Here is a 14,051-nt window from a genome sequence, read left to right as displayed (position 1 = left end):
ACGACGGGATAAAAAAGAATGCCGCTCAGGCGTGGAAAACCGGCTCGCTCGCGACGCCTTCACTGATGCGCGTGATGGTCCCCTGTGCAACGGCGACGAGCCGTTCGGCGCCGCCATCGGTGACGAAGACATCGCACTGGCAGGTGGCCTGCGTCATGCCGGCGTGCACGACGCGCGCACGAGCCATCAGCGTGCCGCTGACTGCCGGGCGCAAGTAGTTGATCTTGTATTCACCCGTTACGACCTTCGGGCCCAGCCGCAGCGCGCCAGCGAAGGTCAGCGCGTTGTCCACGAGATAACTCACCACCCCGCCGTGTACGAAGCCATGTTGTTGCCTGAGTTCGTCCCTGATGGTCAGACACAGTGTGAGACTCGCTGAATCGACCTGCATCAGTTTGGTACCAAGCAAGGCGCTGAACGGTTGCGCATTCAGCGCACCGCGCGCGATATCGACTATTTCGGCCATTCGGACACTCCTTGGGTGGGTTCGGTGCCGTCCTGCAAAGACAATAGAAAGCGATCGCGCGCACTGCAAGGAACTCCTGCAAATATTGTGCAATGGAGCGTTCGGGCCGCGTGATGCGTGGCTTCGACGATGCCCTGTCGAGGCCGCAGCGATCTCCGCATTGGCGTAGACAGTCGGTTCCGCAAACGATTCAAGCTTTCTGAAGGCATTGCCGTAAACCCTCACTATTCCCGCTCGGGCGGGTGTGATTTCGCAAATTCGGAGTGCGGGTGATGTTCGCAAGGATCAAGGTTTCAACGGGTTTGCTGGCGGTACTGGTGGTGTTCTGTCTCTTTCAGCTGGTCACCGAAGGGCTCGGTTTCTGGTCGCTCTCACGCACGCACGACGATGTCGGCAATCTTTCCGACATCGCGCTCAAGCAGGTCAACGCAGTCAACCAGACGACGCAACATCTGATGGATGCGCGCATCAACCTGTCCCGCGCCGGCACCCGCATGGTGCGCGGCGGCAGCGAACCGACGGACATCGTGCAGCACGCGCGCGAACAGATCGCGGCGGCGGACAAGTCCTTCACCGCGTTCCTGAATGCACCCAAGACAGGCGATGAAAACGTCGCGCACTCGACCGCGCTGCAAGGCAAGTACGCGGAGTATTCGAAGGCGCTGGCGGAGCTCGTCCAGTATCTCGACGCGGGCAACATCCAGGCGTTTCTGGATCAACCTACGCAAGGTTTCCAGGACCGCTATCTCGCGGAACAGCAGAATTTCGTCAATTTCGGCGACGAGGCCGGGCGCGCCTATCTCGCTTCGATCGACACGCGATACGCATGGTTTCGCGCAGTCGGCATCGTGATTCTGGTGGCGCTCGTGGCCGGCATCGCGCTGACGCACGTGGCGCTGCGCCGCGGCGTGATCGCGCCGCTGGAGGAAGCGGGGCGGCACTTCGAACGCATCGCGAACGGGCGTCTGGATGAACGCATCGAGCGCGGCGGCAGCAACGAGATCGGCCGGCTGTTCGCCGGACTTGCGACGATGCAGGCGAGCGTCGCGAGCACGGTGAAGGCGGTGCGCGCCACGTCCGACTCGATCAACCTCGGCGCCGACGAAATCGCGAGCGGCAACGCCGATCTGTCCGCGCGCACGGAAAATCAGGCGGCTTCGCTGGAAGAAACGGCGTCGAGCATGGAAGAGCTGACCGCCACGGTGCGGCAGAACGCCGAGCACGCGCGCGAGGCCAACACGCTGGCGGGCGAAGCACTCGAGGCAACCTCGCGCGGCTCGAACGTCGTGGATGACGTCGTCGAGAAGATGCGCGGCATCGCGGCCAGCTCGGACAAGATCGCGGAGATCATTTCCGTCATCGACGGCATCGCGTTCCAGACCAATATCCTTGCGCTGAATGCGGCCGTCGAGGCGGCGCGCGCGGGCGAACAAGGGCGAGGTTTCGCGGTCGTGGCCGGAGAAGTCCGCGGCCTGGCGCAGCGCTCGGCTCAGTCGGCGAAGGAAATCAAGGCGCTGATCGGCGAGTCGGTGGCGCAGGTGAGCGACGGCTCGATGCTCGTCGAACGCGCGGGTTCGGCCATGCGCGACGTATCGGCGTCGATTTCACGCGTCACGCAGATGATGGCGGAGATTAGCGCGTCGTCGCTCGAACAGAGCGTCGGGATCGAACAGGTCAATCAGGCCGTCACGCAGATGGACGAAATGACCCAGCAGAACGCCGCACTCGTCGAGCAGGCGGCCGCTGCTGCATCGTCGCTGCATGAGCAGACGCGGCAGCTGAAGGCGGCGGTGTCGGTGTTCCAGCTCGCCTGAGCCGGAACGCGGAACAGACAGCGTCAGTCAGTCAAGGCCGCGTACGACGTCGCGAGGTGATACGGCGTCGTCGACGGCATCTCGGCGCGAACGATGTCTCCCTGCGCCGAACGAGCTTCCACCCAGCCCTTGTCGTGCAGAAAGCGCTCTCCAAAGCGCGCGATCTGCCCGCTGGGGGCATCGCCGCGCGTGACCAGCGCGCGCAGATATTCGGTCTGGGCCCAGATGCGCTGCGTGCCGTCGATCACGCGGCCGCTCTCGTCGATGGCCGCGCACACGCCGCCCGTGTCCGGATCCACGCCGTGACGCTGTGCAAATTCGAAGGCGCGCCCGAGTCCTTCGTTGAGCCCGGCAGCCTCGAACGCCTCGTGCCGGCTTCCCAGCGCCAGAAAGTACCATTCGAACTGATGGCCCGGCTCCAGCCGGTTGCCCGGCGCGCCCATCGGCAATTCGGCGATCGAGCCGCTCGGCGCATGCACGAACGCATCCGCGACTGATCGTGCGAGTTGCAGCAGGCGCCGGTCATAGGCGGCGTCGCCGGTAGCTTCCCGCGCGGCGAGCCATGCTTCCGCGAGATGCATGAGCGGATTCTGCAACGGCGTTTCCAGTGTGGCGCCGAAGTCCTCGGCGAGCGCCGCGTTCAGCAGATCGCCTCCGCTCGAAAAGCGCGCTTCGATCAGCCGTGAGGTTTCGTCAAGCAGCGCGAATGCGTCGGACAAGCCGCTGCGCTTGGCATAATGCGCGCACGCGAACACGACGAAAGCATGGGTATAGAGATCCTTCTGGCGCTCCAGCGGCGCGCCATGCGCGTCGACGCTATAGAACCATCCACCGTTTCGCCGGTCCAGAAAATAGTGCCGTAGCGATTCGAACAGCGTGGCGGCATGCGCGAGGTCGCCGGCGTCCGTGAAAGCGAACAGTTGCCGCGCGCAGGCCATCGCGCGATAACGCCTGGGCGGCAGCGGCGCATGGTCATGCGGCGCGACGGCTTCGTACGCCAGGCCGAGCGCGGCGTTGAAGCCGGGACCGCGCCATATCGGCAACACGACGTCCGCATAATGCGCGCGCAGCGCGGCGGCGGAGTCCAGGCGCATCGCTTGCAGCGGCGTTTGAGCGTTGGATTGAGCGTTGGTTTGCTGATCCTGCATGGATAGACTCGGATGGACCCAGGGGACGCGCCCTCGTGCCCGAGGCGCGCAGCACGGAAGCATAACAAACCAGCCTGGCGCCGACCGGTTCCTGCCGCGGCTCGCCGGGCTTTCGACCCGAGGAGGTCTGCAAGATGTTGGGAAATCTGGAAATTATCTCGCGGCTCGTGATGGCGGCGGCGCTTGGCAGCGTGATCGGCTTCGAGCGCGAACGGCTTTCGTGGGCGGCCGGGTTGCGGACGCACATGCTCGTGTGCGTCGGCTCGGCGCTGATCATGATCGTGTCGGCCTATGGTTTCGAGGAAGCGTTGAAGGGCGATCACGTCGTGCTCGATCCATCGCGGGTCGCGGCGCAGGTGGTGTCGGGCATCGGCTTTCTCGGCGCAGGCTCGATTCTCCTGCGCGGCGAGATCGTGCGCGGACTGACCACGGCGGCGAGCCTGTGGTCGGTTGCGGCCATCGGGTTGGCGGTGGGCGGCGGGCTGTACACGGCGTCGATCGCGGCGACGGCGATCATCCTCGTCATCCTCGCGGGCATCAAGCCGCTGGAGCGGCGTTTCATCAGCGTCAAGCAGCGCCGGCAACTGACGATGCTGGTCGAGCGCGGCGCGCTGACTTTTCATGGGCTGCACGAGGCGCTGGGCCCCGGCAGCGTGCGCGTGAAGCAGTTCGTCGTCCAGCAGAGCGACGACTCGCCCGATCTGGACGAAGTGCGCGTGGAACTGTCGCGCGCATCGGCGATGGAATATCGGGCGATCTGCGATCGTTTGCGGCATCTCGACGTCGTGCGCGAATTCCGCGAGGACGATGCAGGCTGAATTTGCCTGAGGGATACGGACGGCGCCCCGCCGCGTGAGACAATGCGGCCTCTCGAAGCATTCGCCGCGACCGCCGGACCACCTTGCGTCCAGGGTCGCGGCAGCGGCCTTTCGAACCTATGCCAGATTCCGCTGCAAACATGACGCCTGACACGCTCCTGGGCGACACCGTCGCGCCCAACGCTTTGCGAAGGGAGCCCGAACCGCCGACCGGACAGGACGGCGTCGACACCGAAAAGAAACTTGCCCGTGCGACGCGCTCCGCGCTGCGTCTCGCGCCACTGAGCGAGGACGCGCGCAATGGCGAAACGCTCGACCTGTTCGCCGAAGACGCTGAGCGCGCGCACCTTCAGGCACTGAATACCGACATTCGACAGGGCACGTTCGAAGGCTTCGAGCTGCCCGAGGTGTTTCTCGCCGCGGTGCAGTCGAATCACGCCGTACCGCCGTCCGAGGCGAAACGGGCGTCTAAGACGAACGCGGCGCCGGTCGAGCCGGTGCAAGGGCTCTTCCAGGACGAAGTGCCGCCGTCTCCTTCCTGCAATAGCGATGGCACGGAGCCCGCAAAATTCTGTGCGCTCGCCGCCGCCGTGCCGCGCGCGGCTAGCATCAGTTGTGTCGCGCTCGACGAGCATGGCGCCGGTGTGGCGTCGCAGCCGGCGCAGTCTTCCGAAGCGCCTGACGAGGTGCCGCCGCAGATCAAGGCCGGCGCCGAGCCCGAGCTCGACCGCGCGCGTGCCGTCGCGTTTGCCGACACAGTGGACGCGGTCCACGCCGTCATGATCGAGCAGCGCATGTCGGCGACCGCGCACGCGCGCCGGATGAAGGCAATGTTATCGATCATCGTGTGCGTGATGCTCGCGACCGTGGCAACCGGTATCGCGCAGACGGTGGTGCTGGTGCACATGGGCCGCGACGGCAAATTGCAGCAGGACCGCATGGAGCAACTGATGCTCAACCAGCAGGCAACGCTTGCCTCTCTTTTCGATACCGATTCGGACACCGTCAGCCTGCGCCACACTTCCGATGCGCGCGATCGGTATGAAGTCGATGCCTCGCCGGTGCAGCCGGTGAGCGCGGTCAGCTCGGACTATCCCTCCAAAAAGAACGCGCGTTCCGCGCGGCATCACGCCGGATCGACGGCACACTGATCAGCCACCTTGCCGTTTCAGCGACACGCGCTGCGGCGGCGTGGCGCGCTTTCGTGCGTCCCGTAGCCGAAGGTCGGTCGCGCAGGCGTTCGCGGGCTATCCCCTGGTTGAAACCGCGGAATGAGCCGCGCAAATCGGTAAAATGTAGAAAAACTACAACAAATTTCTCCGAAAATGCTGCAGCGCACTGGATATGAATCAGGGCAAACCCTATAATGCGAATTAAGGGAAAACCCTTTACCGCTAACCGGAGCCAGACATGAGCTACCTTTTCGCCCTGCTGCAAAAAGTTGTTTCGCTGTTCGAATCGCCGAACCTTCCGCTGGACAAGGACTACTCCTACCAAGCACGTTTCCGTGATGCGGAGCGTCAGCGCAAGGCACGCGGCACGGCTTTCGGCATTCGCCTGTAATGCGTCGCTGAAGGCGGCGCGGGAAACACAACACAAGCAACACACGACGGCTCCTTTGCCGTACGACCCGCCCGCCAAGTCGCACCCTGTAGTTTTTCTAGCACCTTCTCGCTGTTCCCTACGCGCCCTGCCGCGCGCGCTCGCATCGCCCCTCCTTTCGTTTATCTGACGTCAACCCCGCAACCCGCCTGCATCGTTATCTGGCATCCGGACTTGTCCTGACGCGACACGCCAAAATCCCCACGTCCGTTGGTCGCAAAGCCTTGTCCAACAAGGCGCCGACGAGCATTGCCTGTATTCGCCCCTATTTCAGTGTCGTATTTCCACATGTGCCTGTCGCAATTAGTCGGCTGAGGTGACTTTTTTCTGGCAACTATGTATGCACAGCGCGGACGCACGTCCGCCCCGCCAGGAGAGACTCGATGAATTCCCCCAAAGTGGTAGTCGAGGGACTGTGCAAGATTTTCGGCAACAGTCCCAAGCAGGCGCTCGACATGCTGGCCGGCGGTGCGACGAAGGAAGAAGTCTTCAAGCGCACCGGGCAGATCGTCGGCGTTCATAACGTTTCGTTCGACGTCCAGGAAGGCGAAATATTCGTGCTGATGGGCCTGTCAGGCTCCGGCAAATCGACGCTGATCCGCCTGATCAACCGGCTCGTCGAGCCGACCGCCGGCAAAGTGCTGATCGACGGCCGCGACGTGGCCGCCGTGCGCCGCTCGGAACTCACCGAACTGCGCCGCAAGGACATGAGCATGGTGTTCCAGTCCTTCGCACTGATGCCGCAGCGCACTGTTCTTTCCAACGCCGCATTCGGCCTCGAGGTCGCGGGCGTCGGCAAGAAAGAGCGCGAGACACGGGCGATGACCGTGCTCGAACAAGTCGGTCTCGCGCCGTTCGCCCAGAAGTTGCCTGCGCAACTATCGGGCGGCATGCAACAGCGCGTGGGACTGGCGCGCGCGCTGGCGGTGAATCCTTCGCTGATGATCATGGACGAGGCCTTCTCCGCGCTCGATCCGCTCAAGCGCAAGGAGATGCAGAACGTGCTTCTCGAACTGCAACGCGAGCAGCGCCGCACGATCCTGTTCGTGTCGCACGATCTCGAAGAGGCGATGCGCATCGGCACGCGTATCGCGATCATGGAAGGCGGCCGCGTGGTGCAGATCGGCACGCCGCAGGAAATCATCACCAACCCCGCTGACGATTACGTCGAGGCTTTCTTCGAGGGCATCGACACGAGCCGCTATCTGACGGCGGGCGATCTGATGCAGACCGACGCAGTGCCGCTCATCAAGCATGCGCCGCAGATCGACGCGTCGAGCGTTGCGGCGACGCTCAACGGCAGCGCGGACTACGCATTCGTGATGGACGGCGAGCGCCGCATTCGCGGCTTTGTCGGCCGCGACGGGAATGGCAATGCGGTGCCGCAGATCAATCCCATCGAGTGCATCGAGCGCGACATGGCTCTCGACGATGTCGTGAACCGTGTGGTCGCGAGTCCGGCGCCGCTGCCCGTTGTCGATGCTGACGGCTTCTACTGCGGTTCGATCAACAAGGCCAACGTCCTGAAGGTCCTTACGCACCATCGAGGTTCCCATGTCTGAAGTCATTCCGCTTGGCAGTTGGGTGGACCACGGCGTCCACTATCTCCTCGATCACGATGCGAAAACCTTCGATTCGATCGGCAAGGTCATCGAAACCTTCGCGGCGGCGGTCGAGCATGGCCTGCAGGCCATTCCGATGTGGCTGATGATCGCCATCTTCGTGGGCATCGGCCTGTGGCGGGTCGGCTGGCGTTTCGCCGCGTTCGTGCTGGCCGCGCTGCTGCTGATCTACGCGACCAACTTCTGGGATCAGATGGTCATCACGCTGGGCCTTACGCTTTCATCGACCTTCATCAGCCTGCTGCTTGGCATTCCGCTCGGCATCTGGACCTCGAAGAGCCGGACGGTGGAGATGATGGTGCGTCCGGTGCTCGACCTGATGCAGACCATGCCCGCGTTCGTCTACCTGATTCCGGCCGCCATGCTGTTTGGCCTGGGCCGCGTGCCGGGGATTCTCGCCACCGTGATCTTCGCGATGCCGCCCGCCGTGCGTCTCACGTCGCTGGGCATCAAGCATGTGAACCGCGAGATCGTGGAAGCGGGGCAGGCCTTCGGTTGCACGCCGTGGCAGCTGCTCTACAAGGTGCAGGTCCCGAACGCGCTGCCGTCGATCATGACCGGCGTCAACCAGACCATCATGATGGCCTTGTCGATGGTGATCATTGCGTCGATGGTCGGCGCCGGCGGTCTTGGCAACGACGTGCTGGCGTCGATCCAGCGCCTCGACATCGGCCTGGGCTTCGAGAGCGGCTTGTCCGTGGTGTTGCTGGCGATCATCCTGGACCGCATCACGGAAAGCTTCGGCCGCTCGCCCGGCATGGCGCGCGCTCCGTTGTTCGCCGGTCTCAAGAGCGTGATGAAAGTACGCCGCACGCCGGCGACCCAACAAAGCTGAGAGGCTTGTGCATGAAGCGCGACGCGATCGTCCCGGCGACTGTGGATTCACCGTTGTCCAATCTCGCGCACTTCGGCTTCGTGACGCTGCCGAACTTCTCGATGATCGCGTTCACGAGCGCGGTCGAGGTGTTGCGCATGGCCAATTACGTCGGCCGTGCGCAGCATTATCGATGGTCGATCATCACGCCGGATGGCGAACCCGCGCGCGCCAGCAACGGCATCACGGTCAAGCCGGCCACGACGATCGACGAAGCGGGCATGCCCGATGTGCTGATCGTCTGCGGGGGCTGGCAGGTCGCCGATTACGTCGACGACAAGGTGATCGGACTTCTGCAACGCGCACATGAGGCGGGCATTCCGCTGGGCGGCATCTGCACCGGGCCGTATGCCTTGCTGGCCGCGAAGCTGCTGGATGGCTATCGCTGCACGCTGCACTGGGAAGACATGTCGCCGGTCAACAAGCGCTTCCCGCACGTGCGTTTCGCTGACGAACTGTTCGTGATCGACCGGGATCGACTCACGTGCACGGGTGGCACTGCACCGCTTGATTTGATGCTCAATCTCGTCGGCATGCGGTTGGGGCAGGCGCATGCGGCGCAGGTGTCGGAACAGTTCATCGTCGAACGGATACGCGGCTCGACGGACTATCAGCACATTCCCGTCGATGCCCGCGTGGGCTTCTCGCGCGCCGAACTCGTCGAAGTGGTGCGGCTGATGGAGGCGAACATCGAAGAGCCGCTTTCGCTCGAAGAGCTTGCGCGGCTCGTGCATCTGTCGCAGCGGCACTTGCAGCGCATGTTCAAGATGTTCCTCAGCGTCTCGCCGACGCATTACTACCTCACGCTGCGGCTGCGTCGCGCGCGCGAACTGTTGCGCAACACGGATGCGTCGATTGCCCGGGTGACGAGCGTGTGCGGGTTTCATTCGCCTTGTCACTTCAGCAAGGCGTATCGCGCGCAGTTCGGGCATGCGCCCAGCGTGGAGCGGCGTCTCTCGGCGTAGCGCGTCAACTGTCTGAAAATCTTCTGTTCCGCGCCGGTTTGTGACAGACCGCGGCGCGGGCTGACTTGCGTCTTGATGAACCTGAGAGAGAGGAAAAGCATGAAGCGTTTGTGGATCGCGTCGCTCGCTGCGGCGATGCTGGCGGGTGTGAGCGTGGCGCACGCGGCCGAGCCTGCGGCGTGCAGGAACGTGCGCTTTGCCGATGTCGGCTGGACCGATATCGCGGCGACGACCGGACTCGCATCGACGATCCTGCAGGGCCTCGGCTACAACCCGACGAAGACGATCGCGTCGGTGCCGATCACGTTCGCGGGCGTGAAGAGCAAGCAGATCGACGTGTTCCTCGGCTACTGGTCGCCGACGATGGACCCGATCATCGATCCGTTCAAGAAGAAGAATCAGGTGAAGGTGCTGGCGACGCCGAATCTCACGGGCGCAAAGTACACGCTGGCGGTGCCGGACTATGCGTATCAGGCGGGTATTCGCAATTTCACCGATATCGCGAAGAACTACGACAAGCTCGATGGCAAGATCTATGGCATCGAACCGGGCAATGACGGCAATGCGCTGATCAAGAAAATGATCGATTCGAATCAGTATGGACTTGGCAAGTTCAAGCTGGTGGAATCGAGCGAGGCGGGCATGCTGGTCGAGGTGAATCGCGCGGTTCGCGAGCAGAAGCCGATTGTATTTTTGGGGTGGGAACCGCACCCCATGAACGTGCAGATGAAGATCGATTATCTCACGGGTGGCGATGATGTCTTTGGTCCCAATTATGGCGAGGCGAAGGTGCTGACCGTGACGCCCACGGATTACGATTCGCGTTGTCCGAATGTCGCGAAGCTGGTTTCCAATCTGCAATTCACGACGGATATCGAGAACCACGTGATGCTGCCGATCATGAACAAGACCGATGCGAACAAGGCGGCGCGCGAGTGGCTGAAGGCCAATCCGACGGTGCTGGACAAGTGGCTGGCGGGGGTGAAGACGTTCGACGGGAAAGACGGGCTGCCGGCGGTGAAGGCCTATGTGGCGGGGGCGAATTGAGTTACAGGGCCTTGTTGGCCTTGATGTCGAAGGCGGCAGTGACCGCGCCCATGCTGCCGCCTTGGGCGTTTTGCACGACGTATTCCTGTTTTATTTTCGCGAAGGACAGGCCGACGCTTTCGATGGCGTAGCCGGCGTCGGCGGATGGGTGGACCTTCGTGATCAACACGTCTTCCATGGTGATCCGGAAGTATTCGAGGGCCGTCTTATGGTGAACGGAAGCGGTGTTATGGATGTCGGCTGCGGACCATGCGGGTGATCAAGCGGTAGGCCAGCCATAGGGCCAAGGCTGAGAAGATCCAGCTGAGGACCAGAGCGAAGAGGCCGCAGAAGGCGCCGATGGTGTCGGGGTCCTTTTCATCGCGATAACCAAATGTATCCAGTCCGAATCTGACGATCCTGTAAACCCATAGCGTACACCCCTGAGCGTGGGTATCGATAAAACGAAAGACAACGATGCCGAGTTCATACGAAAGTATGAACCAGAGCGATATACGAAAGGCCTGGCGGAGAAGCAATGGCGCGAATCGAAGGCGTCTTGTGGTCACGCTGCTGCCCGCCCGAGAATACACGAGATGTAATCGAAGATACCGTCTCCACGCTCCTTGAAATCATGGAATTTTGTAAAGCAGATATACCTACGATCAACAGAAGGGCGGGTACGGACTGCCACGAGCAGCACGCAAGCCGCCTCACCTAAACCCCCTAACGTTGGTAATCCTTCTTAGCTTGTAGTCGCTCCCTTGCGTTGCTGCCTGCGATGCCAGAATCTGCAAGCCAGCACATAGGCTGCACTCAACATAACCCCCACCACAATCCAGCTGGCGACGAATGTAGCCAAGTTGGCGATTGTGGATATATCTTCGGGATCGCTGACGTCCGAATGCGTAAGCTCAATCCCGAAGCGAATGGTGTCATCCAGCCAGTCTGGCATCTCCGGCGTTTGCCGGATGATGAAGACCGCCAGCCAGATGCCCGCGCGATAAGTGAGGCCGATAAGAATCAAAGCCAGTGTGACCCTGAACAGAACTCGCCTCATCTCACTTCAACCGTGCCATATGCATTAAGGGTCGTGCCGGGAATCCGAATCTGTCCGGGCGTCTTCCGGATGAAACGTTGAAGATATTCAAATTCAGCAGAATTGACGACGGTGATACAACCTTCGCTGAGTCTGCGACTGCCAGCTGGGTGAAGCCGGAAATGCCCACGCTTTATGCCGTTTATCATCGTGGTGTCGCCAGTTTGAGGATTCCAAAGCGCGAACCATTTCGAGTGGTCGGTTGAGCCCATAGCTTCCGCGATCCAGTCACGCGCGAAGCCGAGCGTACCCCCGGATTGACGGTCGATCAGGTAGTAGACTCCAGGCGGTATAGGTCCGATTCGGGGCCTGTCGCTTAGCTGCGGACTGTCGCGACCTTCCAGCCTGCCAGAAAACGCCTCGACAGTTCCACAGCCATGACACACGAGCGTTGAAGTTTCCTTGCCATTGAGCGTGAAAGTGCACCATACCGGCATCCGCAGGCTCCTCAAATGTGAGCGAACACAAGAAGACACCAAACAGTACCGCCATCCCGTCTTCCAATGCATGGCATTTCGTAAAACAAAAATGCCCCCGATCAACAAAATCGAGGGCATTCAAGACTGCCATCAGCAACCAGCAAACCGCCCTAACTCCGATAATCCGTCCTCGCCCCTCCTTCAATCATCCTCAACGCCGCTTCCCACTGCATGCGCGTAATCCCCTCCGACTCATCGCGCCGATATTGCGAAGCCGTCACCTCGCACACCTTCTCCGAAGGCCAGTTCAATTCCCCGCCACCCGCCAGCGCCCGCAATTGAATCTCACAAGCCCGTTCAAGAAAATACATTTCCTGAAACGCCTCCGGAATCGACTTCCCGCAGGTAAGCAACCCATGATTGCGCAAGATCATCGCGTTATGCGCACCCAAATCATTCACGAGCCGATCCCGCTCGGCAAGATCCAGCGCAATCCCTTCATAGTCGTGATAAGCCAGATGCCCGTAATACTTCAACGCATGCTGACTAATGGGCAGCAGTCCGCGCTTCTGCGCCGATACTCCCGCACCCGCCGCCGTATGCGTATGCACGACGCACGCCACATCGTGACGGGCCATGTGAATCGCCGAATGAATCGTAAAACCCGCCGGGTTCACGCGATAACGCTCCGGGTCGTCGCGGGCGCCGGGTTCGACCGGCCGTCCTTCGCTGTCGATGCGCACCAGATCCGACGCCCGCATCTCATCGAACAGCACGCCATAGCGGTTGATCAGAAAGTGATGGTCCGATCCCGGCACGCGCGCACTGATGTGCGTGAAGATCATGTCGGTCCAGCGAAAATGCCCGATCACGCGATAGAGCGCCGCCAGATCGCAACGTACCTGCCATTCTTCCTGCGAGTATCCGTGAGTCGCCATGCCGTTCCTCCTTGGTGTAATGAGCCGCGGAAAACGTGAACCAAGTACTCTGAGGCGCTCTACAGCGCCTGGGCGCGGCCCGGAAAAGTCTCGTCGTAGTCCATCGATTGCTCGGCGGCCTGCGCATCCTGCGCACCGCCTTGTTCGCGATACATCATCGGCGGCACGCCGAACTGCTTGCGGAACTCGCGGCCGAGATGCGATGCATCCGAGAAGCTGCAGCTCGACGCGATATCCGCCACTGTCTTGTCCGAACTCGTCAGCAGCCATGCCGCCGTGCGCAGCCGCACCTGCTTCGCATACGCCTGTGGCGCCTTGCCCGTCTCCGCCTTGAAGAGACGTTCGAGCTGCCGCGTCGACATGTCGAGCTTGTGGGCCAGTTCATCGAGCGTCAGCGACCGCCCGACGTGCTGTTCCATCAGCAGGATCGCACGTTTGACCTTCGGATGCGTCGCCGGCGCGAGACCGGGCGGATGCGGCTGCGGCGCGTTGCCTTTCTGCATGTCGTCGACGAGCAGGATGCGCAACGCCTTCTGCACCGTCGCGGTCTCGAAGTGGCGCAGCAGAATGGCCGCGGCCACGTCGATGGAGGCCCGCCCGCCCGAGCACGTGATGCGCCGCCGGTCGATCACGAACAGCCGGTCCGCAACCAGCGCCTGTTCATCCGCATGCGGAAAGCGCTCGACGAAATCCCAGTAGTGAAACCAGCTCACGCAGATGCGGTGCCCTTCGAGCACGCCGGCGCGCATCATCGAGAAGACGCCCGTACACATGCCGACGATGGTCGCGTCCGCCGCGGCCGCGCGGCGAATGAACTGCAACGTGGCATCGCTCGTCGCGGGACCGGAATGCAGCAGGCCGCCGACCACGACCACGTAGTCGAACGGCTCGGCTTCCTCATAGGTTTCCCACGGCGTGATCTGGATGCCGCAGCTTGCGCGGACTGGCGCCAGCGTCTCGCCGATCACGCTCCAGGAGCAACGCACGGGACGGCTGAAATCGCCTTCGTCGGCGGACAGGCGCAACAGGTCGACGAAACCGGAGAACGCGGTCAGCGTGAAGTTCGGCAGCAGGATGATGCCGAAGCGAATACGCGATTTCGATTGACCGTCGATGGACAGCGGTGGAAGGGACTCTGCGGGGTTCATGCGCGTGACGTGCGGCGGCTCGAAGTTATCCGGCGAGCATATCACTCGCGCGCGGCGTTCGGCACCCGCGTCAGAAAACCCGCGAACCGCTCCAGGAACCTAGGGATTACAC

Annotated in this window: 15 protein-coding genes; 8 read left to right on the top strand and 7 right to left on the bottom strand. The window is 62.2% G+C overall.

All coding sequences use genetic code 11. From position 1 onward, the window contains the following. Positions 1–25: 25 nt before the first annotated feature. Positions 26–466, bottom strand: coding sequence for a PaaI family thioesterase (locus QCE63_RS33240; protein WP_309818974.1), 441 nt, complete (start codon positions 464–466; stop codon positions 26–28). 272 nt (positions 467–738) lie between these two features. On the opposite strand from QCE63_RS33240, the gene QCE63_RS33235 reads away from it, so the two are divergent. Further along, the gene (locus tag QCE63_RS33235; RefSeq protein ID WP_309839113.1) at positions 739–2,280 is read left to right on the top strand and encodes a methyl-accepting chemotaxis protein; all 1,542 of its coding nucleotides are present in this window, start codon (positions 739–741) and stop codon (positions 2,278–2,280) included. A 23-nt stretch (positions 2,281–2,303) separates the two neighbouring features. On the opposite strand, the gene QCE63_RS33230 is transcribed toward QCE63_RS33235, so the two are convergent. After that, positions 2,304–3,428: an AGE family epimerase/isomerase gene (locus QCE63_RS33230; RefSeq protein WP_309839110.1), complete on the bottom strand. Its 1,125-nt coding sequence runs from the start codon at positions 3,426–3,428 to the stop codon at positions 2,304–2,306. A gap of 134 nt (positions 3,429–3,562) precedes the next feature. On the opposite strand from QCE63_RS33230, the gene QCE63_RS33225 reads away from it, so the two are divergent. The 7 genes from QCE63_RS33225 (at position 3,563) to QCE63_RS33195 (ending at position 10,356) form a co-directional block, all read left to right on the top strand. Further along, entirely contained in the window at positions 3,563–4,246 is a 684-nt protein-coding gene (locus QCE63_RS33225; protein WP_309839108.1) for an MgtC/SapB family protein, read from the top strand. A 140-nt stretch (positions 4,247–4,386) separates the two neighbouring features. After that, a complete protein-coding gene (locus tag QCE63_RS33220; RefSeq protein ID WP_309839107.1) occupies positions 4,387–5,397 on the top strand; it encodes a hypothetical protein in 1,011 nt (336 codons plus the stop codon). Positions 5,398–5,656: 259 nt separating this feature from the next. After that, the gene (locus QCE63_RS33215; protein WP_309839106.1) at positions 5,657–5,809 is read left to right on the top strand and encodes a hypothetical protein; all 153 of its coding nucleotides are present in this window, start codon (positions 5,657–5,659) and stop codon (positions 5,807–5,809) included. 422 nt (positions 5,810–6,231) lie between these two features. Beyond that, entirely contained in the window at positions 6,232–7,410 is a 1,179-nt protein-coding gene (locus tag QCE63_RS33210) for a glycine betaine/L-proline ABC transporter ATP-binding protein (RefSeq protein WP_309839105.1), read from the top strand. Beyond that, positions 7,403–8,305 carry a choline ABC transporter permease subunit gene (choW, locus tag QCE63_RS33205; protein ID WP_309839104.1) on the top strand — a complete coding sequence of 301 codons (903 nt, stop codon included), beginning with the start codon at positions 7,403–7,405 and terminating at the stop codon, positions 8,303–8,305. Before QCE63_RS33210 ends, choW begins: the two co-directional genes overlap by 8 nt. A gap of 11 nt (positions 8,306–8,316) precedes the next feature. After that, positions 8,317–9,309, top strand: coding sequence for a GlxA family transcriptional regulator (locus QCE63_RS33200; RefSeq protein WP_309839103.1), 993 nt, complete (start codon positions 8,317–8,319; stop codon positions 9,307–9,309). Positions 9,310–9,408: 99 nt separating this feature from the next. Continuing rightward, positions 9,409–10,356, top strand: a complete 948-nt coding sequence (locus tag QCE63_RS33195; protein ID WP_309839102.1) for a choline ABC transporter substrate-binding protein — start codon at positions 9,409–9,411, stop codon at positions 10,354–10,356. Between the two features lies 1 nt (position 10,357). On the opposite strand, the gene QCE63_RS33190 is transcribed toward QCE63_RS33195, so the two are convergent. The 5 genes from QCE63_RS33190 to QCE63_RS33170 form a co-directional block, all read right to left on the bottom strand. Then, complete coding sequence (locus QCE63_RS33190; protein ID WP_404990236.1) at positions 10,358–10,591, bottom strand: type VI secretion system tube protein Hcp; 234 nt, start codon at positions 10,589–10,591, stop codon at positions 10,358–10,360. Positions 10,592–11,080: 489 nt separating this feature from the next. After that, positions 11,081–11,395: a hypothetical protein gene (locus QCE63_RS33185; RefSeq protein WP_309839101.1), complete on the bottom strand. Its 315-nt coding sequence runs from the start codon at positions 11,393–11,395 to the stop codon at positions 11,081–11,083. Next, a complete protein-coding gene (locus QCE63_RS33180) occupies positions 11,392–11,871 on the bottom strand; it encodes a DUF2778 domain-containing protein (RefSeq protein WP_309839100.1) in 480 nt (159 codons plus the stop codon). Before QCE63_RS33180 ends, QCE63_RS33185 begins: the two co-directional genes overlap by 4 nt. 152 nt (positions 11,872–12,023) lie before the next feature. After that, a complete protein-coding gene (locus tag QCE63_RS33175; protein ID WP_309839099.1) occupies positions 12,024–12,791 on the bottom strand; it encodes a class II aldolase/adducin family protein in 768 nt (255 codons plus the stop codon). A gap of 59 nt (positions 12,792–12,850) precedes the next feature. Further along, complete coding sequence (locus tag QCE63_RS33170; RefSeq protein WP_309839097.1) at positions 12,851–13,939, bottom strand: GlxA family transcriptional regulator; 1,089 nt, start codon at positions 13,937–13,939, stop codon at positions 12,851–12,853. Positions 13,940–14,051: the final 112 nt, after the last annotated feature.

The sequence above is a fragment of the Caballeronia sp. LZ065 genome (assembly GCF_031450975.1).
In the GTDB taxonomy this organism is placed as follows: domain Bacteria; phylum Pseudomonadota; class Gammaproteobacteria; order Burkholderiales; family Burkholderiaceae; genus Caballeronia.
Note: the sequence above shows the minus strand (reverse complement) of the source record. Positions and strands in the feature narration are given on the sequence as shown.

What these genes read in the sequence shown, in the direction of transcription:
- QCE63_RS33235 (WP_309839113.1), top strand. Translation starts at nt 739, where the DNA reads ATGTTCGCAAGGATCAAGGTTTCAACGGGTTTGCTGGCGGTACTGGTG.
- QCE63_RS33215 (WP_309839106.1), top strand. Translation starts at nt 5,657, where the DNA reads ATGAGCTACCTTTTCGCCCTGCTGCAAAAAGTTGTTTCGCTGTTCGAA.
- QCE63_RS33230 (WP_309839110.1), bottom strand. Translation starts at nt 3,428, where the DNA reads ATGCAGGATCAGCAAACCAACGCTCAATCCAACGCTCAAACGCCGCTG.
- QCE63_RS33220 (WP_309839107.1), top strand. Translation starts at nt 4,387, where the DNA reads ATGACGCCTGACACGCTCCTGGGCGACACCGTCGCGCCCAACGCTTTG.
- QCE63_RS33240 (WP_309818974.1), bottom strand. Translation starts at nt 466, where the DNA reads ATGGCCGAAATAGTCGATATCGCGCGCGGTGCGCTGAATGCGCAACCG.
- QCE63_RS33210 (WP_309839105.1), top strand. Translation starts at nt 6,232, where the DNA reads ATGAATTCCCCCAAAGTGGTAGTCGAGGGACTGTGCAAGATTTTCGGC.
- QCE63_RS33170 (WP_309839097.1), bottom strand. Translation starts at nt 13,939, where the DNA reads ATGAACCCCGCAGAGTCCCTTCCACCGCTGTCCATCGACGGTCAATCG.
- choW (WP_309839104.1), top strand. Translation starts at nt 7,403, where the DNA reads ATGTCTGAAGTCATTCCGCTTGGCAGTTGGGTGGACCACGGCGTCCAC.
- QCE63_RS33175 (WP_309839099.1), bottom strand. Translation starts at nt 12,791, where the DNA reads ATGGCGACTCACGGATACTCGCAGGAAGAATGGCAGGTACGTTGCGAT.
- QCE63_RS33185 (WP_309839101.1), bottom strand. Translation starts at nt 11,395, where the DNA reads ATGAGGCGAGTTCTGTTCAGGGTCACACTGGCTTTGATTCTTATCGGC.
- QCE63_RS33180 (WP_309839100.1), bottom strand. Translation starts at nt 11,871, where the DNA reads ATGCCGGTATGGTGCACTTTCACGCTCAATGGCAAGGAAACTTCAACG.
- QCE63_RS33225 (WP_309839108.1), top strand. Translation starts at nt 3,563, where the DNA reads ATGTTGGGAAATCTGGAAATTATCTCGCGGCTCGTGATGGCGGCGGCG.
- QCE63_RS33195 (WP_309839102.1), top strand. Translation starts at nt 9,409, where the DNA reads ATGAAGCGTTTGTGGATCGCGTCGCTCGCTGCGGCGATGCTGGCGGGT.
- QCE63_RS33200 (WP_309839103.1), top strand. Translation starts at nt 8,317, where the DNA reads ATGAAGCGCGACGCGATCGTCCCGGCGACTGTGGATTCACCGTTGTCC.